At 62.0% G+C, this 22,665-nt stretch carries 23 protein-coding genes; 17 read left to right on the top strand and 6 right to left on the bottom strand.

Features of this window, described 5'->3' with window-relative positions; genetic code table 11:
• Positions 1-62 precede the first annotated feature (62 nt).
• The 13 genes from tpiA to BLS41_RS19970 all read left to right on the top strand — a co-directional run bounded on the left by tpiA (position 63) and on the right by BLS41_RS19970 (position 15,177).
• Positions 63-848, top strand: a complete 786-nt coding sequence (tpiA, locus tag BLS41_RS19910; protein WP_074767937.1) for a triose-phosphate isomerase — start codon at positions 63-65, stop codon at positions 846-848.
• Between the two features lie 294 nt (positions 849-1,142).
• Entirely contained in the window at positions 1,143-1,685 is a 543-nt protein-coding gene (locus tag BLS41_RS19915) for a sugar dehydrogenase complex small subunit (protein WP_074767939.1), read from the top strand.
• Positions 1,686-1,714: 29 nt separating this feature from the next.
• Positions 1,715-3,313 (top strand): GMC family oxidoreductase, encoded by a 1,599-nt coding sequence (locus BLS41_RS19920; protein ID WP_074767941.1) that lies wholly within the window; start codon positions 1,715-1,717, stop codon positions 3,311-3,313.
• A gap of 2 nt (positions 3,314-3,315) precedes the next feature.
• Positions 3,316-4,707: a cytochrome c gene (locus tag BLS41_RS19925; RefSeq protein WP_253189721.1), complete on the top strand. Its 1,392-nt coding sequence runs from the start codon at positions 3,316-3,318 to the stop codon at positions 4,705-4,707.
• Between the two features lie 188 nt (positions 4,708-4,895).
• Positions 4,896-5,528, top strand: a complete 633-nt coding sequence (gene yfcF / locus BLS41_RS19930) for a glutathione transferase (RefSeq protein ID WP_074767943.1) — start codon at positions 4,896-4,898, stop codon at positions 5,526-5,528.
• Between the two features lie 57 nt (positions 5,529-5,585).
• Positions 5,586-6,536, top strand: coding sequence for a transcriptional regulator GcvA (gcvA, locus tag BLS41_RS19935; RefSeq protein ID WP_074767946.1), 951 nt, complete (start codon positions 5,586-5,588; stop codon positions 6,534-6,536).
• Positions 6,537-6,616: 80 nt separating this feature from the next.
• Positions 6,617-7,105 (top strand): RidA family protein, encoded by a 489-nt coding sequence (locus BLS41_RS19940; RefSeq protein ID WP_074767948.1) that lies wholly within the window; start codon positions 6,617-6,619, stop codon positions 7,103-7,105.
• A gap of 11 nt (positions 7,106-7,116) precedes the next feature.
• Positions 7,117-8,313: an aminotransferase class V-fold PLP-dependent enzyme gene (locus BLS41_RS19945; protein WP_074767950.1), complete on the top strand. Its 1,197-nt coding sequence runs from the start codon at positions 7,117-7,119 to the stop codon at positions 8,311-8,313.
• A 205-nt stretch (positions 8,314-8,518) separates the two neighbouring features.
• On the top strand, positions 8,519-10,069 hold the full coding sequence (locus tag BLS41_RS19950) for a methyl-accepting chemotaxis protein (protein ID WP_074767952.1): 1,551 nt from the start codon (positions 8,519-8,521) through the stop codon (positions 10,067-10,069).
• Positions 10,070-10,098: 29 nt separating this feature from the next.
• The gene (locus BLS41_RS19955) at positions 10,099-10,833 is read left to right on the top strand and encodes a gluconate 2-dehydrogenase subunit 3 family protein (protein ID WP_074767954.1); all 735 of its coding nucleotides are present in this window, start codon (positions 10,099-10,101) and stop codon (positions 10,831-10,833) included.
• 5 nt (positions 10,834-10,838) lie between these two features.
• A complete protein-coding gene (locus tag BLS41_RS19960) occupies positions 10,839-12,617 on the top strand; it encodes a GMC family oxidoreductase (RefSeq protein WP_074767956.1) in 1,779 nt (592 codons plus the stop codon).
• Between the two features lie 15 nt (positions 12,618-12,632).
• Positions 12,633-13,934, top strand: a complete 1,302-nt coding sequence (locus BLS41_RS19965) for a c-type cytochrome (RefSeq protein WP_074767958.1) — start codon at positions 12,633-12,635, stop codon at positions 13,932-13,934.
• 190 nt (positions 13,935-14,124) lie between these two features.
• Positions 14,125-15,177, top strand: a complete 1,053-nt coding sequence (locus BLS41_RS19970; RefSeq protein ID WP_074767960.1) for an alpha/beta fold hydrolase — start codon at positions 14,125-14,127, stop codon at positions 15,175-15,177.
• Between the two features lie 55 nt (positions 15,178-15,232).
• Here BLS41_RS19970 and BLS41_RS19975 read toward each other — a convergent pair whose 3' ends face one another.
• Both BLS41_RS19975 and BLS41_RS19980 read right to left on the bottom strand, forming a co-directional pair.
• Positions 15,233-16,030 (bottom strand): sulfotransferase family protein, encoded by a 798-nt coding sequence (locus tag BLS41_RS19975; RefSeq protein ID WP_074767962.1) that lies wholly within the window; start codon positions 16,028-16,030, stop codon positions 15,233-15,235.
• A gap of 310 nt (positions 16,031-16,340) precedes the next feature.
• Positions 16,341-18,347 (bottom strand): bifunctional DedA family/phosphatase PAP2 family protein, encoded by a 2,007-nt coding sequence (locus tag BLS41_RS19980; protein ID WP_074767964.1) that lies wholly within the window; start codon positions 18,345-18,347, stop codon positions 16,341-16,343.
• A 313-nt stretch (positions 18,348-18,660) separates the two neighbouring features.
• On the opposite strand from BLS41_RS19980, the gene BLS41_RS19985 reads away from it, so the two are divergent.
• Positions 18,661-19,041, top strand: coding sequence for a hypothetical protein (locus BLS41_RS19985; protein WP_074771063.1), 381 nt, complete (start codon positions 18,661-18,663; stop codon positions 19,039-19,041).
• 94 nt (positions 19,042-19,135) lie between these two features.
• The gene (locus BLS41_RS19990; protein WP_074767966.1) at positions 19,136-19,612 is read left to right on the top strand and encodes an OsmC family protein; all 477 of its coding nucleotides are present in this window, start codon (positions 19,136-19,138) and stop codon (positions 19,610-19,612) included.
• A 100-nt stretch (positions 19,613-19,712) separates the two neighbouring features.
• On the opposite strand, the gene BLS41_RS19995 is transcribed toward BLS41_RS19990, so the two are convergent.
• Positions 19,713-19,952: a hypothetical protein gene (locus tag BLS41_RS19995; protein WP_074767968.1), complete on the bottom strand. Its 240-nt coding sequence runs from the start codon at positions 19,950-19,952 to the stop codon at positions 19,713-19,715.
• Between the two features lie 74 nt (positions 19,953-20,026).
• Positions 20,027-20,494, bottom strand: coding sequence for an Lrp/AsnC family transcriptional regulator (locus BLS41_RS20000; protein ID WP_074767970.1), 468 nt, complete (start codon positions 20,492-20,494; stop codon positions 20,027-20,029).
• Between the two features lie 157 nt (positions 20,495-20,651).
• Here BLS41_RS20000 and BLS41_RS20005 point away from each other — a divergent pair, with 157 nt between their 5' ends.
• Positions 20,652-21,293, top strand: a complete 642-nt coding sequence (locus tag BLS41_RS20005) for a LysE family translocator (RefSeq protein ID WP_074767972.1) — start codon at positions 20,652-20,654, stop codon at positions 21,291-21,293.
• 86 nt (positions 21,294-21,379) lie between these two features.
• Here the strand turns inward: BLS41_RS20005 and BLS41_RS20010 are convergent, their stop codons facing one another.
• The gene (locus BLS41_RS20010) at positions 21,380-21,553 is read right to left on the bottom strand and encodes a DUF1289 domain-containing protein (RefSeq protein WP_074767974.1); all 174 of its coding nucleotides are present in this window, start codon (positions 21,551-21,553) and stop codon (positions 21,380-21,382) included.
• Positions 21,554-21,706: 153 nt separating this feature from the next.
• On the opposite strand from BLS41_RS20010, the gene BLS41_RS20015 reads away from it, so the two are divergent.
• Positions 21,707-22,027, top strand: coding sequence for a YnfA family protein (locus tag BLS41_RS20015; RefSeq protein WP_074767976.1), 321 nt, complete (start codon positions 21,707-21,709; stop codon positions 22,025-22,027).
• A gap of 51 nt (positions 22,028-22,078) precedes the next feature.
• Here BLS41_RS20015 and BLS41_RS20020 read toward each other — a convergent pair whose 3' ends face one another.
• The gene (locus tag BLS41_RS20020; protein ID WP_074767977.1) at positions 22,079-22,588 is read right to left on the bottom strand and encodes a DUF1993 domain-containing protein; all 510 of its coding nucleotides are present in this window, start codon (positions 22,586-22,588) and stop codon (positions 22,079-22,081) included.
• Between the last annotated feature and the right edge of the window lie 77 nt (positions 22,589-22,665).

A 22,665-nucleotide genomic window follows, 5' to 3' on the forward strand; every position in this document is an offset into this window, starting at 1 on the left:
TTTTGCTGCAACGCGGGCGGTCTGACTATCGCGCGCGCGACGCGGGTCAATGAGAGGAAAGCATGCAACGCAAGCTGATTTTGGGTAACTGGAAGATGCACGGATCGACTGAATCCAATGCCGCGTTGCTCGCCGCAATTCGCGAACGGATGAGCCGCGAAAACACCAACGTCGATGTCGGCGTGTGCGTGCCCGCCATTTTCGTCGAGCAGGCCCGTTCCGCGTTGCAGGGCAGTGCGGTTGCGTGGGGCGTGCAGGATGTCTCCGCGCATGTGCAAGGCGCGTTCACCGGCGAGATTTCCGCCGCGATGGTCGCCGGGTTTCAGGCAACATTCGCAATCGTCGGACATTCGGAGCGGCGGGCGAATCACGGAGAAACGGCGTTGGTGGTCGGCGAGAAGGCGCGTCAGGCACTGGTCGCCGGACTGGTACCGGTCGTGTGCGTTGGCGAAACGCTGGCGGAACGCGAAGCGGGCGCAACCGACGCAGTGGTTCGCGCACAACTCGCCGCCGTGCTCGAAGCAATTTCCGTCGACGACGCGAAGAAAATCGTCATCGCGTACGAGCCGGTATGGGCGATCGGAACGGGCCGCAGCGCATCTGTCGACGAAGCGCAGGCCACGCATGCTGGATTGCGCAGTGTTCTGCGCGAATACGATGCGGGTCTGGACAAGCTGCGGATTCTGTATGGCGGCAGCATCAAGCCGGATAACGCAAGTGCGCTGCTCGATTGCGACGGGATCGACGGTGGTCTGATTGGCGGCGCGTCGCTCAAATCGGCGGACTTCATTTCGATCATCGAGGCGGCTGCCAGCCTGCATGCCGATGATTCTCTGCATGTCGGTTGAAACGGGCTCGCGCTATTTCTGCGGGCGTTTCGCGCGTCCGCCAATTGAACGTGTGTTATTAAACTGAAAGAATTGTTACCCGGCGGCCAGCGAAACATCGTTGCAAGGAACAATCCGTTCAAGCAGAAAAGGGCTTAAAAAAGGCCGCTTTCCGGCATCGTCGAACAGGTAATGGCCGGTCCGGATCTACGTGCCAAAACCAGAACTTGCGCCTGTCGAGTTATAATTGGTAAGCATGCTGATAAAAGAAGCAGCATTTATCAGCCTCGGTAGATCTGGACTTAACATTACAAAATGACTCATCCCCACGAGCCCGATACGGGCCGCTCCGTGCCGAATTCCGGCCGGCGCTTACTGCTGGCCAGCATATTGGCCAGCTACGCCAGTTCTTTTATTCCCTGGCCTCTCGCCAACGCACAAACAGTTGTTCCTGAAACCGCTGCCGCGCCCGAAGCGTTTTTGATGGTGTCGCGTGCGATCACGGGGCGCGCCACGCTCGACGCTGTTCAGGCAAACCGGCTTTATGCCGGCCTTGTTGCGACGGTTCCTTCGTTTGCCACGCAATTGACCGCGCTCGCCGCGTTCATCGCAGCGAATCCGTCCGCGGAAAAGCAATTGCAGGCTTCTCTCGATGCCGCGAATGTCCCGTTCGCCAAACTGCCTCGTCAAATTGCGACCGCCTGGTATGTCGGCGTGGTCGGCTCGGGTCCGGCCGCGCGTTGCGTGACCTACGAAACCAGTTTGATGAATGTCGTGGTGTCCGACCGGTTGAAGCCGCCGAGCTACGCCTACGGTCCCTATGGAAGTTGGGGCCGTAATCCCCTCTCGGCAGCCTGACGCTTCATCGGTAATTCAAGGAACAAAGCATGTCTGAGCAGTTGTCAGCCGATATCGTTGTTATCGGCTCGGGTATCGTCGGTTCTCTCGCGGCCCATCGTCTCGTGTCGCAAGGCGCGTCTGTATTGATTCTCGAAGCGGGTCCGCGCGTGGATCGCGGCCGCATCGTCTCGAACTTCCGTAATTCCCCGCGCAAGGGTGACTTCATGTCGCCTTATCCGTTTTCGTCGTGGGCGCCGCATCCGGTTTATCAACCTGTCGATAACGATTATCTCGTGCAGGCCGGGCCGTATCCGTACAAGGCGGAATACATCCGCATGGTCGGCGGCACGACCTGGCATTGGGCCGCGCAAGCGTGGCGTCTGCTGCCGAACGACTTCCGTCTGCAAACGCAATACGGCGTGGGTCGCGACTGGCCGATTTCGTACGAAGACCTCGAACCCTTCTATTACGAAGCGGAAGTGAAGATGGGCGTGTCGGGTGCGCCGAACAACGGTTCGCCGCGTTCGAAACCGTTCCCGATGCAACCGGTTGCGGAGTCGTATCTGGAGCAGCGTTTTCGTGAACGTCTCGCACCTGGCGGTTATGACGTCATCACCAATACGACTGCACGTAACAGCCGCAACTACGATGGCCGTCCGGCGTGCTGCGGCAATAACAACTGCATGCCGATCTGCCCGATCGACGCGCAATATCACGGGGGTCTCGCTGCTGAGGCAGCCGAAAAAGCCGGCGCGAAGCTGGTCGAAAACGCGGTGGTGTATCGCATCGAACACGATGCAAGCGGCCGTATCGTCGCGGTGCATTACTACGATCCGAACAAGGTCTCGCACCGCGTGACGGGCAAGACCTTCATTCTTGCGGCGAACGGTATCGAAAGTCCGAAGCTGTTGCTGCTGTCGGCAAGCGACAAATTCAAGAACGGTCTCGCGAACAACTCGGACATGGTGGGCCGTCATCTGATGGATCACCCGAGCAACGGTCTCGTGTTCGATGCCGAAGAAGAACTGTGGCCGGGCCGTGGCCCGATGAGCCCGAGTTCGATCAACGCGCTGCGCGACGGTGCATTCCGTTCCGAACATGCGGCGTTCCGGATCGACATTTCGAACGCGTCGCAAGTGGCGTCGGTCACGCAGGCACTGATTGCGAAGGGTGTCTATGGCGAAGAACTCGAACAGCAGATCCGTTATCACGCGGCACGCCAGTGCAGTTTGAAGAACGTGCTGGAGATCCTGCCGGATCCGAATAATCGCGTGACACTCAGCGATCGCAAAGACGCGCTTGGCATTCCGACACCGCAAATGCACTACGCGATGAACGACTACGTGCACAAGGGCATGGCGGCGGCACGCGACGAGTACACGCGTATCGCGAAGCTGATGGGCGGCACGAATCTGCGTTACAGCCCGGACGGCGTGTATGGCAACAACCAGCACATCACCGGCACGATGAGCATGGGTCACGATCCGAAGAACTCGGTCGTCGACGCATTCGGGCGCGCGCACGATCACGAGAACCTGTATATCGCGAGCACCGGCGTGATGCCGACGGCCGCCACGGTCAACTCGACACTCACCGCTGTAGCGCTTGCGCTTCGTTCGGCCGATCATATCCACGCAAACGCCTGAAGATGACTTATTTTCCGTTCATGGCGTTCAAACGCCATTTGTGCGCGGCCTTGTTCGCGTCGGTCGGCCTCATGGCCGGGGTTCACGCGGACGAGGGCGACCTCGTCAAGCGTGGCGAATATCTCGCGAAGGCGGGCGACTGCATCGCGTGCCACAGCGCACCGCAAGGCAAGCCGTTCGCGGGCGGCCTGCCACTGGCGACGCCGCTCGGCGAGATCGTCTCCACCAACATCACGCCGTCGAAGACCAACGGTATCGGCAACTACACGCTAGATCAATTCAGCGCGGCGTTGCGACAAGGTGTGCGTGCGGATGGTCAGCATCTGTATCCGGCCATGCCGTATACGTCGTACGCCAAGGTCAGCGACGACGACGTGAAGGCGCTCTACGCGTACTTCATGCAGGGCGTCGCGCCGGTCGATACGTCGCCGCCGCCGACCGACTTGCCGTTCCCGTTCAACGTGCGTCTGTCGATGGCCGCGTGGAACCTGCTGTTCCTCGATCGTCAGCCGTTCAAGGCTGATCCGGCGAAGAGCGTCGAGTGGAATCGCGGTGCGTATCTGGTGCAAGGGCTCGCGCATTGCAGCACCTGTCATACGCCGCGTAACGCGTTGATGGCCGAAGATACGTCGGCAAGTCTGGGCGGCAGCGTGGTCGGTACATGGTATGCGCCGAACGTGTCGTCCGACGCGACCAGCGGGATCGGTTCGTGGAGCGAAGACGAGATCGCCGCTTATCTGCGCACCGGTCACGTCGTGGGCCGGGCACAGGCAGCGGGTCCGATGGCCGAAGCGGTGGACAACAGCTTCCAGCATCTGAGCGACAGCGATCTGCACGCGATGGCGGTTTATCTGAAGTCCGCAGCGCCGGTTCACAACGCCGCTGACCGTCAGGCCGCCGACACATGGGGCGCCGCAAAATCGAGTCTCGACGAGATTCGCGGTGTGCCGTTGGCCGCCGACGCGAACCAGATGAGCGGTCCGCAGATTTACGACGCCTATTGCGCAAGCTGTCACCAGGCGCATGGCGAAGGGGCGGGGCAAGGCATCGACGGACCGGGTCTGCCGTCGCTGTTTCATAACACGGCGCTGGGTCATGCGAACACGAATAACCTCGTGATGGTGATGCGCGAGGGCGTGCATCGGCAGGACAGTGCGCCTGATGTGCTGATGCCGGCCTTCGGCCATCTGCTCTCCGATCAGCAGATCGCGACACTCGGTAACTATCTGCTCAAGCAGTATGGAAACCCGGACGCATCAGTCACGGTGCAGCAGGTGGCGACCTTGCGCAAGGGCGGCGAAGCATCGCCGCTGATCATGATCGCGCGAATCGGAATGGCGCTTGCGGCACTGATCGTGCTGGGCATTGTCGTTCTATTGATTCGCCGCCGATAAGCTCTCGCCTCGCAACGCGCCGTGGTCATCGACCATTGCGCGTTGCGAGCCACTCTTTATAGACGCATCAAAGACGGTGCGTCTATAAAGAGCGCTATTAGGAACTGTCTTTCTATTGCTCGTGCGAAGAAATCACAGACGGGTTTTCAGGTAGGCTATGCAAGAACTCAACCAAAGTGGAGAGCATCTTGCAGGAAAGCCGTTTCCATCTTTATGCCGACGCTCAATTCACGAGCCCTTACGCGATGTCGGTTTTCGTGACCCTTCACGAAAAGAATCTGCCGTTCGATCTCTCTACTGTCGACCTCGACAGTCATGCCAATAAAGAAGCCGGCTACGCCGCCACGTCGCTGACGCAGCGAGTGCCGACGCTCGTGCAAGGAGACTTCGCGTTGTCGGAATCGTCGGCGATTACCGAGTACCTTGAAGAAGCCTTTCCGCAGACGCGCGTCTATCCGCAAGACAGATTGCTGCGCGCGAGAGCACGTCAGGTGCAGGCGTGGTTGCGTAGCGATCTGATGCCCATTCGGGAAGAGCGCTCGACTCAGGTCGTGTTTTATGGCGTGCGCGGCGCGCCGCTTTCCGCTGCGGCGAATGCAGCGGCCCAGAAATTGTTCTCTGCGGCAGAGGCGTTGCTTCCTGCTGGTTCGCCCAATCTGTTTGGAGAGTGGTGTATCGCCGATACGGATCTCGCGGTCATGCTGAATCGCCTTGTCATGCATGGCGATCCGGTGCCTGCACGGTTGGCGGAATATGCGACACGTCAGTTTGAGAGGCCTTCTGTGCGGCTATGGGCTGAATTGGATCGGCCGCCGCTATAACTGCGTATAAGCTCGCCAAAGGCGTCATAAGATCCATCTTTCGCACCGCTACTTCCGATGAGCCTGTCCCGCCCATTGCCGCCGCTGTTGTCCTTACGCGCTTTCGAAGCCGCCGCGAGGCGAATGAGTTTCAGCCAGGCGGCGCAAGAGCTTTTCGTCACGCAAAGCGCAGTCAGTCATCACATCCAGAAGCTGGAAGCCGATCTGGGCGTCGCATTGTTCGAGCGTCGTACGCGCGCTGTTGCACTCACCTCGCACGGCGAGGCTTATTACGCAAAGGTGCGGGACGCATTCGAACTTCTTCGGCTAGGCACTGAGCAGATCCGCTCGCGGCCGCGGGAAAAAGCCACATTGACGGTCGGCTTGCTCGCTTCGTTCGCTACCCGCTGGCTGGCGCCGCGACTGCGTGCGTTCTCCGCGGCCTATCCAGACATCGCGCTGCAATTGCGGCCCGAGATCGCGCTCGCCGACGTCACGGCCGGTGAGGTCGACGTGGCGATTCGCTACGGCCGCGGCGGCTGGGCTGGCGTCCATGCACAACGGTTGATGCCCGAGCGTCTGTCGCTGGTGTGCGCGCCGTCGCTTGTCACGGGAAAGAATCGTTTGCGAAAGCCGCAGGACGTATTGCGCTTTCCGCTTCTCACCTCGTATTCGAAGCACTCGTTCGAATGGGATGCGTGGGCGCGACGTTTCGACGTCGATCTCGGTCAGACGCAGATGGTGCAACTGCACGACTACAACATCGTGGTGGAGGCAGCGCTCGACGGGCAGGGTGTAGCGATGGGCCGGCATCGTCTGATCGGGCGTCATCTGGCGAGCGGCGAACTCGTGCCGGCGCTGCCCGAGGCGATACTGGACGACGCCCGCATCGGCTGGTGGTTCGTGACGCCAAAGGGCAGTCTGAGCGATGCAGCCGCCGCGTTTCGCGACTGGCTCGCCGATGCGGCGCGGCAGGACGCATTCGATGCCACGCATGAATCTGGCTCATCTGTCGCAGGCAAGAATTGATTGGTCAGCGCATGCCCGAACGAATAGGATCGATTTTCCCCAATCCAATCGACCCCCATCGACCCCCATCGACCCCCATCATGAGCACTTCGATCTCTGCCCGCGTTGCCAGTCTCGGTCTCACGCTCGAACCCGCCGCGTCGGCTGCCGCCAATTACGTCCCGTTCGTCCAGGATCACCATCTCCTGCATATTTCCGGACAGATTTCGCGCAAGGGCGGGGCGCCTGCCTATCTGGGCCGATTGGGCGACAATCTGTCAGATGACGAAGGCATCGAGGCCGCACGACTGTCGGCGCTCGGCGTGCTTGCGCAAATCGCCGCGGCCACCGGCGACCGCCTGGATCGCGTCGCACGCGTTGTACGTCTTACGGTGTTCATTGCCAGCGCGCCGGGTTTTGATCGACAGAGCGCGGTGGCCAACGGTGCGTCCGATCTGATGGTTCAGGTATTCGGCGACGCCGGGCGGCATGCGCGAAGTGCGGTCGGCGTCGCGGCGCTGCCTGCGGGCGTCGCTGTCGAAGTCGATGCTGTTATCTCACTGGTTCCCCCTTCGCACGAATTCGCGTGACAGGAAAAAACATGTCTACTGCACTTTCGACCACCGCCGTGGATGCGCTGCGTGCGCAAACGCCCGGCACACAAACCACCACGCACTTCAATCACGCGGGCGCTTCGCTGCTGTCGTCGGCGACACTCGATGCGATTCACGCGCAGTTGGCGCGCGAAGCCACGATGGGCCAGATGGAGGCCGGTTTCGCCGGACGTGAGCAAAGCGGGCGGGCGCGGCAACTTGCTGCACAACTGTTCAATGCACAAGCGTCGGAGATCGCATTGACCTCGGGCAACTCGTTCGGCTGGGTCGCGGCGTTTGCCGCGTTGGGGCCGTGGCAAGCGGGCGACCGGATTCTGGTCGGGCGGCACGAGTGGGGCGGCAATCTCAGCGCCATGCGGATGGTGGCGAAGCGTGACGGCGTATCGATCGAGGTGATTCCGTGCGATGCCGACGGCGCAGCCGATCCTCAAGCGCTCGAATCGATGATCGACGGCCGCGTGCGCCTGATCTCGCTCACGTGGCTGCCCGCGAACGGCGGCGTGATCAACCCCGCAGCGGCGATCGGGCAAGTGGCGCGACGGCACGGCATTCCCTATTTCATCGATGCCGCGCAGGCAGTCGGACAAGTGCCGGTGGATGTCGTGGCCCTCGGTTGCGACGTGCTGAGCGGCGCGGGCCGCAAGGCGCTGCGCGGTCCGCGAGGCACGGGTCTTCTGTATGTGCGGAAGGATTTTCTGCCGCGCCTCACCCCGGCATTGGTCGACACACATTCCGCGCCGCTTGATACCCACGGCGAGCCGGTTCTGCGAGAAGATGCCGCGCGGTTCGAATTGTCCGAGGCGGCGTATGCGTTGCATTGCGGTCTCGCCAACGCGCTCCACGAAGCACTGGAGATCGGCGTCGACAACATTCGCGCGCAGATCGACCGGATTGCGGCGGGACTGCGTGAACAACTCGCGGAGATTCCGGGTGTGACGGTGCTCGACCTCGGCGCCGAACGCTCGGGTCTGGTGGCGTTCAACCTCGCGGGCCTCGATGCGAGCGACGTGCAGCGCAGCCTCGCAGAACAGGGCGTCACGATTGGCGGCAACGGTGTCGCCTACACGCCGTTCGATATGGAAGCGCGAGGACTCGCCAGAATCGCACGAGCGTCGGTCAGCTATCTGACTACCGAGGCCGAGATCGACCGATTGTTGAAGGCGCTGCGAACATTTCGGCGCTAGCTAATACCGATATAATCGGCAATATTTACCTTAAATAGCTGCGAATGTGTAGTAAAAATTACTCATTCGCGCCCAGAGTCATAACTATTCAGACTTTTGCGTCAATAAATTCAACAAACGCAAGAATCATTCTCAAGGTAATTAAGTAGTTGCCGTAAACGAGGACTCAGGGCTGTGATGAACAGCGACATCCTCGGAGAGAAAAATGAAGGCTGGGAAAGCGGCGATTTCGCTGCAGGCGCGCATTGCGCTGACGATGGGTTTTCTTGCGATCCTGATGGTGGTTATCGGCGTTCTCGGTCTGCTCGGCACGAGCCAGGCGAATCGCGCGAACCAGGATACGTATGAAAACAAGCTGACCGCGGCGACCAATATCGGCAACGCGGAAATCTACATCGCTCGCACGCGCCTGGTTCTGGACCGAGTCGCGCTGCATCCGGACGACCCGAACACCGCCGATCAGATCGACCGCGCCAGCGGCTTCTTCGGCAAGTCCGACGACTGGTGGAAGAAGTTCGTCGATCAGCCGCACGAACCCAGCGAGGCCAGCCTGATCGGCGACGCAACCGAGCGCCGCAAGGCGATGCGCGGCGCGGTCTCCGCGTTCATCGCGGCGATCAAGGCGAACGATCGCGCGCAGATCGACACGATCGCGATGACGCAACTGAGCTCGCTCTATAACGACATGAGCGCGGCCAACGAGAAGGTCAAGCAGGCGCTCTACACGAACGCCAAAAACAATTACGACGCAGCCGAATCGAACTTCCGCACCTTCTTCACGGTGTCGATCGCGATGATCGTGATCGGCGTGTTGGCGGCCGGCCTGAGCTGGTTTGCGCTGCGTCGCGCGATCATGAGTCCGCTGAATCAGGCACTCGATCATTTCGATGCGATTGCCGAAGGCGATCTGAGCCGCCGTATCCACGTGATCGCCGAAGACGAAATGGGCACACTGCTGCGCGGCGTCGAGAAGATGCAGGCGAGCCTTGCAAAAACGGTGCGCGCGGTGCGCGGCAGCAGCGAGTCGATTGCCACCGCGACCGCGCAGATTGCGTCGGGCACGATGGATCTTTCGTCGCGCACCGAAGAGCAGGCCGCCTCGCTCGAAGAAACGGCGGCGAGCATGAGCGAGTTGACCGCTACCGTCAAACAGAATGCGGACAGCGCACGCACCGCGAGTTCGCTCGCCGACAACGCTTCCCTCGTCGCGACGCGCGGCAACGAAGTGGTCGAGCGCGTGGTCGGCACGATGGGCGGCATCGACGCGAGTTCGCGCAAGATCGCCGACATCACCGGCATTATCGAAGGCATCGCTTTCCAGACCAACATTCTCGCGCTGAATGCAGCGGTCGAAGCCGCGCGCGCGGGTGAACAGGGTCGTGGCTTCGCGGTGGTCGCGTCCGAAGTGCGCAGTCTCGCGCAACGTTCGTCGTCGGCGGCGAAGGAGATCAAGGACCTGATCACCGAGTCGGTGCAGACGGTGACGGTCGGCTCGGAACTCGTCGCGGACGCGGGCCGCACGATGCAGGAAGTGCTGGTCGCGGTGCGTCAGGTGACCGATCTCGTCAACGAAATCGCGGCGGCCGCCGAACAGCAACGCGCGGGTATCGAGCAGGTCGACACGGCCGTCAGCCAGATGGATTCGATCACGCAGCAGAACGCCGCGCTCGTCGAACAGGCGACCGCTGCCGCCCAGGCGCTCAATGAACAGTCGCGCAGCCTGCATGGCGTCGTCGACGTATTCAAGCTCGCCTGAGTTTTTATTTCCCCACTCGACCTATAAAAATGAAGATCCCCAACGATCGCAGCCGCCGCGGCTTTCTCAAGGGCTCGCTGGCGATGGCACCGTTAGCCGTCGTCGGTGTGTCCAGCGCGGTGGTTCAGCCTCTCTCGCAAATGCAGAAGCCGGGCCTGCCGCCGCCCGACCATCCCACGGTAGAAAACTACACGCCGGGCTATTTCACGCCGGAAGAATGGGCGTTCGTGAACGCCGCCTGTGACGTGCTGATTCCAAAGGACCACGTCGGTCCGGGCGCCGTCGAACTCGGCGTGCCGCAATACATCGACCGTCAGATGCAGACGCCGTATGGCGACGCGTCGCGCTGGTACATGCAGGGGCCGTTCCTGCCCGCTGAAGCTGAATTCGGCTATCAGTCGAAACTCACGCCGAAGGAGCAGTACCGTCTCGGCATTCGCGCGATCAACGCGTATTGCCGCGAGCATTTCGCGGGCAAGGTGTTCGCCGATCTGACGGTCGAACAACGCACCGACATGTTCAAGCAGATCGAGTCCGGCAAGTTGAACGTCGAAGGATTCAAGCTGAAAAGCTTCTTCAGCGGCTTCCTGCTGAAGAACGTCTACGAAGGCTATTTCTGCGACCCGTCGTACGGCGGCAACAAGGACATGGCCGCGTGGAAAATGATCGGTTACCCCGGCGTGCGCGCCGATTACCTGGAGTTCGTGGGTGAGGCCAAACCTTATCCGTATGCACCGGTGAGCCTGTACGGCAAGCGAGGATAAGAAAGATGGCAAGCATTAAAAAGAAGCCGGTCGACGCGGTGATCGTCGGCTTCGGCTGGACGGGTTCGATCATGGCGATCGAACTGGCGAACGCAGGTCTGAACGTGGTCGCGCTCGAACGCGGCGACGCGCGCGAAACGGTGCCCGATTTCGCGTATCCGCAGATCGTCGACGAAATCAAATACTCAGCGCGTCAGGCGCTGTTGCAGAACCTCGCGAAAACCACGGTCACGAACCGCCATACGAAGAACGATACGGCCGTGCCGTACCGTCAGATCGGCTCGTTCAAACCGGGCGAGGGTGTGGGCGGCGCGGGGTCGCACTGGTCGGGCGTGCAGTCGCGCGTGATGCCGGACGAACTGCGCATGAAGAGCCATATCACCGAGCGCTACGGTGAGAAGTTCATCCCCGAAGACATGAACCTGCAGGACTGGGGGATTACTTACGACGAACTGGAGCCGAGTTTCGATCGTTTCGAGCGCGTGTGCGGAACGTCGGGTAAGGCAGGCAATATCCAGGGCAAGCCGGTTGAAGGCGGCAATCCGTTCGAAGGACGCCGCTCGGGTGAATACCCGCTGCCCCCGCTCGCCGATCACTCCACCGGCAAGCTGTTCGCCACCGCCGCGAAGGGCCTCGGCTACAAACCGTTCGCACTGCCGGCGGGCAATGCGTCGGGACCGTACACCAACGAATACGGCTGCCAGCTCGGGCCGTGCAATTTCTGCGGATTCTGCAGCGATTACGGCTGCCTGAACTACTCGAAGGCATCGCCGCAAACGGCGATCATCCCGGCGCTGATGCGCAAGCCGAATTTCGAATTGCGGGTGAATTCGCACGTCATCAAGGTCAATACGGATGCGAGCGGCAAGCGCGCGACCGGCGTGACCTATATCGACGCGGAAGGCAACGAAGTCGAGCAGCCCGCCGACATGGTGGTGCTCGCCGCATTCCAGTTGCACAACGTGCATCTGATGCTGACGTCGAAGATCGGCCAGCCGTTCAATCCCGATACGAACGAAGGCGTGGTTGGCCGCAACTTCTGCTACCAGTTGCTCAACAGCGTGAACATGTTCTGGGACAACGATGTGTACATCAACCAGTTCATGGGTGCGGGCGGCGGCGGTCAGGCTATCGAAGAATTCAACGCGGACAACTTCGATCACAGCCAGCTTGGCTTTATCGGCGGCGGCATTATCTGGGGCCGTCAGACTGGCAATGGTCCGGTGCGCGGCATTCCGCTGCCGAAGGGCACGCCGAAGTGGGGCACCGAGTGGAAGCAGGCGGTCAAGGATAACTTCCTGCACACCGGCCGTATCGAATCGCAATGCAGCAACATGGCTTACCGCCAGTGCTTCCTCGATCTCGATCCGAACTATCGCGACGCATACGGTTCACCGTTGCTGCGTCTCACGCTCGACTGGCAGGAAAACGACCTGAAGGCATCGGAATACGTCGCCGGCAAGATGATGGAAATCGGCCGCGCGATGAATCCGAAGTCGATCTCGGGGCGCATTCTCAAACCGGGCACGCACTGGGACACGCGCGCTTACCAGAGCACGCACATCAGCGGCGGCACGGCGATGGGCGCCGATCCGAAGACGAGCGTCGTCAACAAGTACCTGCAAAGCTGGGACGTGCCGAACCTGTTCGTGCTCGGCGCGAATACGTTCGCGCATGGCATCGGCTACAACCCGACGGGTCTCGTCGGCGGCCTCGCTTACTGGGCTGCGAGCAACATCCGCTCGCAATATCTGAAGAACCCCGGCGCCATGGTGCAGGTCTGAGCGAGCGACTAGAAAATGAGGAAAGCTATTAAGGGTGTGGCCGTCGTTGCAGTGGTGGCCGTGGGGGCGCTGTGGGCGTTCGCGTCGGTGCAGCCGTCGGCGTCGGTTAATCCCGCGTTTACGACACGTCAGGGCGACGCGGTGCACGGCGCGTATCTGGCGCGAGTGGGCGACTGCGTGGCGTGTCACACGGCGAAGGGCGGTGCGCCGTTCGCGGGCGGCTTGCCGTTCGATACACCGGTGGGGCGCATCTATTCGACCAATATCACGCCGGATCAGCAGAACGGGATTGGCGGCTATACGTTCGAACAGTTCGCGCTGGCCGTGCGTGAAGGCGTCCGAAAAGACGGCGCGCGTCTTTACCCGGCGATGCCGTTCACGTCGTACGCGAAGGTGTCGGACGCCGATTTGCTGGACCTGTACGCGTATTTCACGTCGAAGGTGCCGGCTTCGGCGCAAGCCAATCGCGCTTCCGACATCGTCTGGCCGCTGAGCGTGCGCTGGCCGCTCGCGTACTGGAGCCGTGTATTCCACGACGACACGCGCTATGTCGCCGATACGTCGAAGAGCGTCGAGTGGAATCGCGGTGCGTATCTGGTGCAGGGCCTCGCGCACTGCGGCGCGTGCCACACGCCGCGCGGCGCCGGGTTCGAGGAGAAGGACCTGAGCGGCAAGACGGACGTCTATCTGTCCGGTTCGTCGCTCGACGGCACCGCGCCGATCAATCTGCGTTCGGCGGCGACCGGCGGTCTGGTGAGCTGGTCGAACGAGGATATCGTCGCGTCGCTGAAGACGGGGCGTAATCCGCATTCGTCGGTGTCGGGTCCGATGGGCGAGGTCGTGGAGAACAGCACGCAGTATCTGAGCGACGCCGATCTGGCTTCGATCGCCGTGTATCTGAAGAGTTTGGGCGCAGCGGATCAACCCGCCTCGTTCCACGCGGACGACTCCACGGTGAAGGCGATCCTGGCCGGACAGGCAACCGGGCGCGGCGCGAGCATCTATATCGATAGCTGCTCGGCATGCCACCGGGTGAACGGGCAGGGCGCGACGCGGGTGTTTCCATCGCTGGTGAACAACCCGATGGCGACGCAGGCGAACCCGGACTCGCTGCTTGCCGTGATTCTGGGCGGCGCGCGTTTGCCGTCCACCGAATCGGCGCCTTCGCCGCTCGCCATGCCCGGCTTCGGCTGGCGTTACGACGATGAAGACGTCGCGCAGCTTGCGACCTTCATTCGCTCGAGCTGGGGCAATCAGGGCGCGGTGGTGACCGCGGACCAGGTCGCGAAGGTGCGGGCGAAAATCGCCGCGAACTGATCGCGAGCGACAGTTGATGTAGCCAGTACGAGGGCGGCCTGAATGGCCGCCCTTTTTTATGCCGACGCTTTATGCCGGGCTCATGGCCCCAACCCCATCGTCCCCTTAAGATGGCGGGTTCAAAAGACCCGGTGGCTTCACCGGGTCGCATTCGATGCAAACTGAATTCGCTTGAATTGAAGGGGGACACATGTCGGAGCAAATCGATTCCCGCAGACGCGGTTTTCTCGGCGCGGCGGCCATCTCGCTGGCCGCCGCGCAGGCCGGTGTGATCGGGTCCGCGAACGCGCAGTCCAGTCAGGGTAAAGCGGCGAACGCGGCCGGTGCGGTGGCGGGTGCGCACACGTCGCTCGGGCCGCTCAAACAGATCGACGCCGGCTTGCTGAACGTCGGCTACGCGGAACAGGGACCGGTTAACGGCCCCGTCGTGATTCTTTTGCACGGCTGGCCGTACGACATTCACGCATTCGCCGATGTCGCGCCGGTGCTTGCGTCGGCGGGTTATCGCGTGATCGTGCCGTTTTTGCGCGGCTACGGCACCACCCGCTTTCTCTCCGGCGAGACGATGCGCAATGGACAGCAGTCGGTCGTCGCCGTCGATATCGTCGCGCTGATGGACGCGCTGCATATCGAGAAAGCCGTGCTCGGCGGCTACGACTGGGGCGGCCGGACCGCGAACATCATCGCGGCGTTGTGGCCTGAGCGCTGCAAGGCGCTGGTCGCGGTCAGCGGCTATCTGATCGGCAATCCGGCCGCGGGCGCCACGCCGTTGTCGCCGAAAGCGGAATGGTCGTGGTGGTATCAGTTCTATTTCGCCACCGAGCGCGGGCGGCTCGGCTATCAGGCCGACCGGCACGACTTTGCGAAGCTGATCTGGCAGAACGCGTCACCGAAATGGAACTTCGACGACATCACGTTCGACCGTTCCGCCGACGCGCTCAACAATCCCGATCACGTGGCGGTGGTGATTCACAACTATCGCTGGCGGCTCGGCCTCGCAGAAGGCGAGTCGAAATACGATCCGCTGGAGAAACGGCTCGCGGGTGCGCCTGCGATCGGCGTGCCGACCATTACGCTGGAAGGCGACGCCAACGGCGCACCGCATCCCGAACCGGCGAGCTATGCGGCGAAGTTCACCGGCAAGTACGCGCACCGGACGGTTAAAGGCGGGATTGGCCACAACCTGCCGCAGGAAGCGCCGCAGGCATTTGCTCAGGCGGTGATCGACGTGGACAACTTTTAAGGTCTGCGGCGTTACGCGTTCACGGTGAGCGCACGGGCTCTTTTATGCCGACCGGCTACGCCGCTGCATAGCCAAGGTGCGTCGCGGCGCGCCCGGCCAGTGCCAGCAGCTTGTCGTCGCCCGCCGGTTGACTCGGGACCACGTAGAGATCGGCGATATCGGTCACGGGATCGCTGAACGGCGTCGGCGCGTGCCGCTGCGAGACGAGGAAGTCGCTGATCGGCGACGCATCCGCGAGGTCGAGAAAGCGGCCGATGCTTGCGCTCGTCATAGCCGGTTCCTCGATCAGTCCGCGATACGGAATCGTCAGACCGGATGGCTGCGGGAGTTCGTCGAAGAAGTCGAGGATCTCGCTCACGTATTGCCCCCATACACGCACGCCGTCGTCGATCGAGCCGATCCAGTGCTTGTGCAGCAGCGAGTTGGCGACCTGGCGCGGATCGCGATGAATGTGGATGAAGCGCGCTTGCGGCAGCATCTCGCGAATCATCCGCAGACAGGAGCCGGAGCGCGGCAGATGTTCGACCGAGCCGGCGCGCCCGGACAACACGGTGGGGTCCGCATAGGAAGGGTGCTTGTCGCCCCAGATCGGCGCGGTGATCTCCAGTTCCTCGCGATAGAAGCGCTCGACCCACGCGCCGAACGTGCGCTTGCCGTAGCCGATCAGGCGATCGCGGCAAACCGGACTGAGCAGATCCGGCCGATGGCTGCCGACCTCCAGCGTGTCCTTGAGCAGTGCGAACACGCGGCACTCGTTGGTCAACTGGATCAGCGGATGCATGTTCAGGACTGAGCACAGAAAGGTCGTGCCCGACCTCGGAGAACCAACCACGAAAAGCGGGAAAGACGCCATGTTTCTCTCCGGTTCATCGCACTGATTCAAGCAGCATACAGAGCGAAGATGGCGACAAACTGACGGGGAGATGGCTTGAGCGTTGGGGGCTTCTAACTATTAGGTACCCGACACGAGCGGGTGCTTTTTTGTTGACCAGGCGGGAGGTAAACGTCACGTATACCGTCGAAAAAATGCTTTCGTATTGCCAGGCTTATCCACAGAAAATGTTCATATCCTTGTGGACAACTCCTCGTGAATCATCCTAACTGCTTGAACGGATAGCGATTTGTCTGCGGATACAGCAAACGGGCGCTTGGTGGCATAACGCTCATTCCATGGGCGCCGCGAGCAGCGATACCGGCACGCCGTGGCAGTCCACTTTGGCGAGCACTTCCGCGCCGAGACCGCCGTGGGATTTCGGATGGGCGTCGAACGCACCTACGGCCCGGTCGACCCGCAGAATGTTGAGCGGCCACGTCGGGCGCGACAGGCGCTCGTGCGCGAAACTGCCGACCCATAGCGGCGTCGCCGAGACGCCGTTCTTCACCGCGTAGCCGCTCGGCCAGAAGCGCAGTACGTCGCGTTCGGCGCGGGTGTCGCCGGGACGCATGAAGACCAGCGACGACGGCACGCCGTTGTTCAGCTTGGGCAGCACCGGCAGCGACACCGCCGCGACATCGGGCGACGCGAGCGAGAGCAGGCTGTGCGCGGACACGTCGGTGCCCTCGATCCAGCCGCGCGCGCGCAGTTGTCCGCGGATCGACGACGGCTCCGCGGCCCATTGCAGCGACAGCGGCTCTCGATGATCGCCGCCCATGTCCGAGCGATAACACGGCAGCCGCTGCCACGCCGACAGCGTCCACTCCGATTGCGACAGCAGCGTGGGCGGCGGCGCGGGCGACGTGTCGGGCGGCGGCGCGGGCAGGTTCACGCCAAGCTGCACCACCACGCTGAGCACCACGACCGCCAGCACGACGACCGGCATGAAGGTGCGCGCGGGCGGCGCTTCGGGGTGCCGCCACATGGCCGTCAGCGCGACGATTGCCACCCAGATGTACGCGAGCGCGGCGCCGCCGATCGCGTCGGACACCCAGTAGCGGCCGAAGTACACGCCCGCCAGTGCGACCACGATCACGACGATTGTGCTCGCCGCCGCCACCAGCACGCCCTCCAGCTTGCCGACACGGCGTCCGAGCAGGAACGCGAGGAAGCCGTACACGATGACGGTCGCGGCGACGTGATTGCTCGGAAACACGTAATGCGCGGTCATCAGTTCGTTGGGCGGCGCGCGATGCATCGCCAGTTGCAAGCCGAGGATCAGCAATTGGGAAAACACGACCGCCGCGAGCCAGTAACCGATGGTGCGCCAGCGCCGCTCCAGCATCATCCACACGACCACGGTGACGATCAGCGCCGTCAGCGTGATGCCGCTGCCGAGCGTCGCCAGGCTCGCGAGCACGGTGTCGCCCCACGGTGTGCGCACCGATTGCAGGAAGTGGTAGACGGAGAGGTCGACGGTGGTCAGTGGATCGCCGCTCACGACGTCGTCGAGCACGCCGAAAAAGAGCGCCCCGGCCACCAGCACGACCACCGAGGTCACGAGTATGTGAGTGGCGTCCGGCGTGTCGGGGTCGAGCATTCTGCGCGCAGCGCGGCCGAACGGGCCTGGGTGCCGGCAGGCCCAGCTGCCAAGATGGCGGCCCACCGCGCTCGACCACGCATTGGCGTGCGACAGCAGGAAGCCCGCGCCGCGAAAACTCAGCCAGACGATGCACACCAGCAGCGCGAGGATCACGACGAGCCGGAACGACACCGCGCCCGCGAGCAGCACCGACGCGCCGAAGACCACGCCCGGCAGAATATGGGCGGGCGCCCACAGCAGCGCCGACACCACGTTCATCGCGTAGAAGCGGACCGGCGGCATGCCGAGCATGCCCGCGACCACCGGCACGATGGCCCGCAACGGTCCGATGAAACGCGCGAGCACGACGCTTTTCGCACCGTGTTTGCGGAAGAAGCGATGACCGGCTTCCAGCACTTCGGGATGCCTGCTGAACGGCCACATCTGGACGATCCGTTCCTTGTAGCGGCCGCCGAGCCAGAAGCTCATGCCGTCGCCGGCGATCGCGCCCACGATGGCCCACACGAAGACCCAGCCGAGACTCAGCGAGCCGGTGCCGGTCAGCGCACCGGCCAGGAACATCGCGGTGCTGCCGGGAATGAACGTGCCGATGACAGCAATCGCTTCGAGGAACGCCGCCAGAAAGACGACCGCGAGCATCCATGCCGAGTGGCCGGCAAGCAGATGCAAAAGGTGGACGTAAGCGTGCTCCATCGTGCGTGATCTACCGTTGTCGCGGCCATTCTGGCGTCACGATCGATCATAACGCGCATGGGCGTTCGATTATTCCTTTCGCGTTCAATTTGCTGCGGCAGGGGCGAAGTGCGTCGGCGGAAATACACGAAGTGTGGCGTGGTGGCGCTGACTTGTGATGTGAGGATTTGGCGCATGTCCGTTGATGCGCACTGGCGGACGCGGCCTTGCTCACTGAGTGTGAACAAACGCGGGCGCGCGTCGTCTCACTCTTTGAACGCTTCGTCACGCGGACGCCGCGCTCATGCAGTTCAATGATGTGATGGAGCAGGCCATGAAAATCGTACCAGGCAGTATCGCGAGATCGGCGCTTCGTTCGATCTCGCTTGCAGTGGCGATGATGGGCGTCGCGGTCGCGGCGAATGCGCAGTCGGGCAATGCCGGTTCCGGTGCGGCCAACAGCGCGCAGTACGGCTCGGGAAACAATCATGCCGCAACGAGCGGCACTGCGGCGGGGACCGGTCTCACGCCGGGGCTGGGAACGGCGGGCGGTTCCGTCACGGGCGGCTTATCAGGCGGCGGATCAAGTGGCCTGTCGACCGGCGTGCAACCAGGACCCGCGCTCAACAATATGCGGGCAAACGGCACGAGTCTCTATATGAGTCCCGATCCGCGTGCGCCGAACGTAAGCGGCAGAGCCGCCCCGACCCGATAGTAGGCTTTCCCCTTTTATCGCGCCTTACTGCATATAAAATGCACGTCCCGGCAATTGGATCCGGTTCGGCAATCCGCAGAAAGGAGAGAGGCGCATGGCGTACGGCGAGCACAAGTACCAGGTATCGGTGGAGTGGACCGGCAATCGTGGCAGCGGCACTTCGGGATATCGCGACTACGGTCGGGATTACGTCATTACCGCGGGCAGCAAGCCTGCGATTCCGGGTTCGTCGGACCCCGCGTTTCTCGGCGACGCCAACCGCTGGAATCCGGAAGACCTGCTGGTCGCGTCGGTATCCGCGTGTCACAAACTCTGGTATCTGCATCTTTGCGCGGATGCCGGCGTTGCCGTGCTCGACTACCGTGACAACGCGCAGGGCACCATGCTCGATGATCCGCGACAAGGGCGCTTCTCGCAGATCGTGTTGCGCCCGCGCGTGATCGTTCGTGCCGGCGACGATGCCGCGCTGGCTGAGCGCTTGCATCATGTGGCGCACGAGAAGTGCTATATCGCGAACTCGGTCAATTTTCCGATTCTTTGCGAGCCGGTGGTGGAAGTGCAGGCGGGGTGATGATTGTGCGGGGGTGGTGGGTCATGCGGGCTGACGCTGACGCACCATGAAGCAGGCGTTCGGGGCATCAAGCTGACCCAGCTCAAACGCCCCCGCGCCGTCACCGATTCCCGTCGAGCAGATCGCCGAGCATTTCGTCGAACGCGGCTTGTGCGTCTTCGAGTTCCTGCAACGCGGCGTCGAATGTTTGCAACGCGAACTGCGAAGGCTTGCCGCTGCCGGCCGGCGGAAATTGCGATTGCAGCGATGCAAACGCGCTCTGCACCCGCTGCGTCGCGGTCAATACGCGCTCCATTGCCGCCGACTCTTCCGCGCGTGCCTTGCTGTGGTCCTGATCCATGAAAACTCCGTGATTGTCTGGTTGCTGACCGGCCCATGCCGGATCGGGTGGATGAGACTATGCCACGTTCGCGGTCAGGACAATGGCAAGCCGCCGTTGCTTTTCACTTCCCGCAATGACAGCGACGATTCCACCGAAGTCACGCCAGGCAGGCTGCGCAGCTCGTCGCGCATGAACGTGCCGTAGTCGTCGAGATCGCGCGCCACCACTTGCAGGATGTAGTCGGCGCTGCCCGACACGTTGTGACACGACAGAATGCGCGGGATCGCCTGCACCTCGCGCTCGAAACGTGTGGCCGTCGCGCGATCGTGCACGGCAAAGCGCACATAGATAAACGCGACCACCCCGAGACCGAGCGCGGAGCGCGACAGCATCGCACGGTATTGATCGATATAGCCGTCGTTTTCGAGCCGCTTGAGCCGGCGTGCGCACGGCGTTTCGCTCAGGCCGACTGTTTCGGCGAGCCGCGCATTCGACATGCGGCCGTCTTTTTGCAGCGCGTCGAGAATCGCGCGATCGGTTTTGTCGAGGCCGGTTGTCATGGCTTTGGGCGGGGGTCTCTGGTGCTGGGTGGAAATCGTATTCGATGGGTCGAATATTAGCGTATTCCGCCAAAAATTCGGAGTTAAGGCCTGCAATTCGCCAGCAAACCCTCCGTCGACAATAGCAAGATAGATCCCTTGAAAACAGGGGGTTTCAATGATTTCCGCACACTTGCTGGCCGTTTATGTCGCCGCGCTGTTCGTGGTCTACGCTGTGCCTGGGCCGGACATGGCGCTGGTGCTGCAAACCAGCATCGGACGCGGCGTGCGCAGCGGTTTCGCGGCCGCCGGCGGCCTCGGTCTGGCGCGCGCCACGCATGTCACGCTGTCCGCTTGCGGGGTCGCAGCGCTTCTGCGCAACGCGCCCTGGCTGTACGACGTGGTGCGATACGGCGGCGCGGTTTATCTCGCGTGGGTGGGCATTCAGATATTTCGCTCGCCGGTGTTCGCATTGCCTGACGGTGATTCGACGAGTGGGGCCGAACGTGGCGAAGCGCGTCCGTTGCGCACCGCGTTCGTCAAAGGCTTGTTGACGAATCTGCTTAACCCGAAAGCGCTGCTGTTCTGCTCGGTGCTGCTGCCGCAATTCGTGCGTCCGGAAGCGGGGCCGGTCGCATGGCAGATGGTCGAGCTTGGCGCGGTGTTGCTGATTACCGGCGCATGTTTCGATGTGATTTACGCGATCGGCGCCGCGCGAATCGCGGGCTGGATGCGCGCTCATCCGCTTGCGCAGACTTTGCAACGCTGGACATTTTCCGCTGCGCTGATTGGTTTCGCGCTGCGGCTTTCGCTGGATTGACCGCGATTGAAAATAAATCAGAATGGCCGCTACGGTTTCCTGCAGCGGCCATTTTTCATTGCTGAATAAACGCGGCAGAATCCCGCTCATTTTTTCAACTTATGCTCGCGACGCGGACGATCCTCGATAATCTTCCGGCGATGCTTGTCCTTCATTTTCTTCCAGCTTTTGCATTCGTCGCGCGTGCGCATACAGCCGATACAAAAGCCGGTTTTGCTATCGAATTTACAGATGTCGATACAGGGTGAGTCGACGCTCATGGCTGTTCGCTAATTGATAAAAAGGGTAATGCGAATGTCGCATGTGTCATGCCCGGTCGCAAAGTGATTGTGTTAATAAAGCCGATAGCGTCGCGCAGCCGTTTGCGGCGGCTAACCCAATCAAACCAATCACGCTCCATTAACGACTCGCCGATGAAAACTTTTTTGCTGTATGCCGTGACCGCCATTGCTGAAATTGTCGGCTGTTATTTGCCGTGGCGCTGGCTGAAGGAGGGCGGCTCGATCTGGCTGCTGGTGCCGGGCGCGTTGAGCCTCGCGCTGTTCGCGTGGCTGCTGACCTTGCACGGTTCCGCCGCCGGCCGCGTGTATGCGGCTTACGGCGGTGTGTATGTGGCGGTGGCGATTGCGTGGCTGTGGTGCGTCGACAAGGTGCGGCCCACGCTGTGGGACGCGGCAGGCGTTGCATTCACGCTGGCCGGCATGGCGATTATCGCGTTCCAGCCGCGTGTCTAGGCATCGCGCGATGGCCGCTCAAACAGCGGCCATTGCACCGCTCCAATCCCGTTAGCCGATGCTGCCCAGGTAATCGAGCTTGCCGAGTTCTACGCCGTTGTGACGCAGGATGTCGTACGCCGTCGTCACGTGGAAATAGAAGTTCGGCAGCACGAAACCGAGCAGGTATGACAGGCCCGTGAACCCGATCGGACCCGAACGCATTTTCAGCGTGATCGCGCGTTCTTCCGAGCCGTCGATCTGTTCGGGCTTGAATTCCTTCAGATAATCGATCGTCTTTTGAAGGCGGGCCTGCAGTTCGTCGAAGGTCTGTTCGACGTCGTCGAATTTCGGCGCTTCGACACCGGCCAGACGCGCTGCGCAACCCTTCGCGGTATCGCTCGCGATGGTCACCTGGCGCACCAGCGGCAGCATGTCCGGCGCAAGACGGCCGTTGGTGAACACGGTGGGATCGATCTGCTGTTCGGACGCATGCACGTCTGCCTTGGCGAGAATGGCCTGCAGGTTGGTCAGGCCGCGAATCAGCACGGGCAGTGATGCTTGATACATCGAAATGGACATGGGGTTCCTCTGATTCTTCGATCGTGCGCGCGGACGGCGCGCGAGGCAATGTAACGGCTGGATTGCCGCAGCAGCAT

Source organism: Paraburkholderia fungorum, from assembly GCF_900099835.1.
Taxonomy (GTDB): Bacteria; Pseudomonadota; Gammaproteobacteria; order Burkholderiales; family Burkholderiaceae; genus Paraburkholderia; species Paraburkholderia fungorum_A.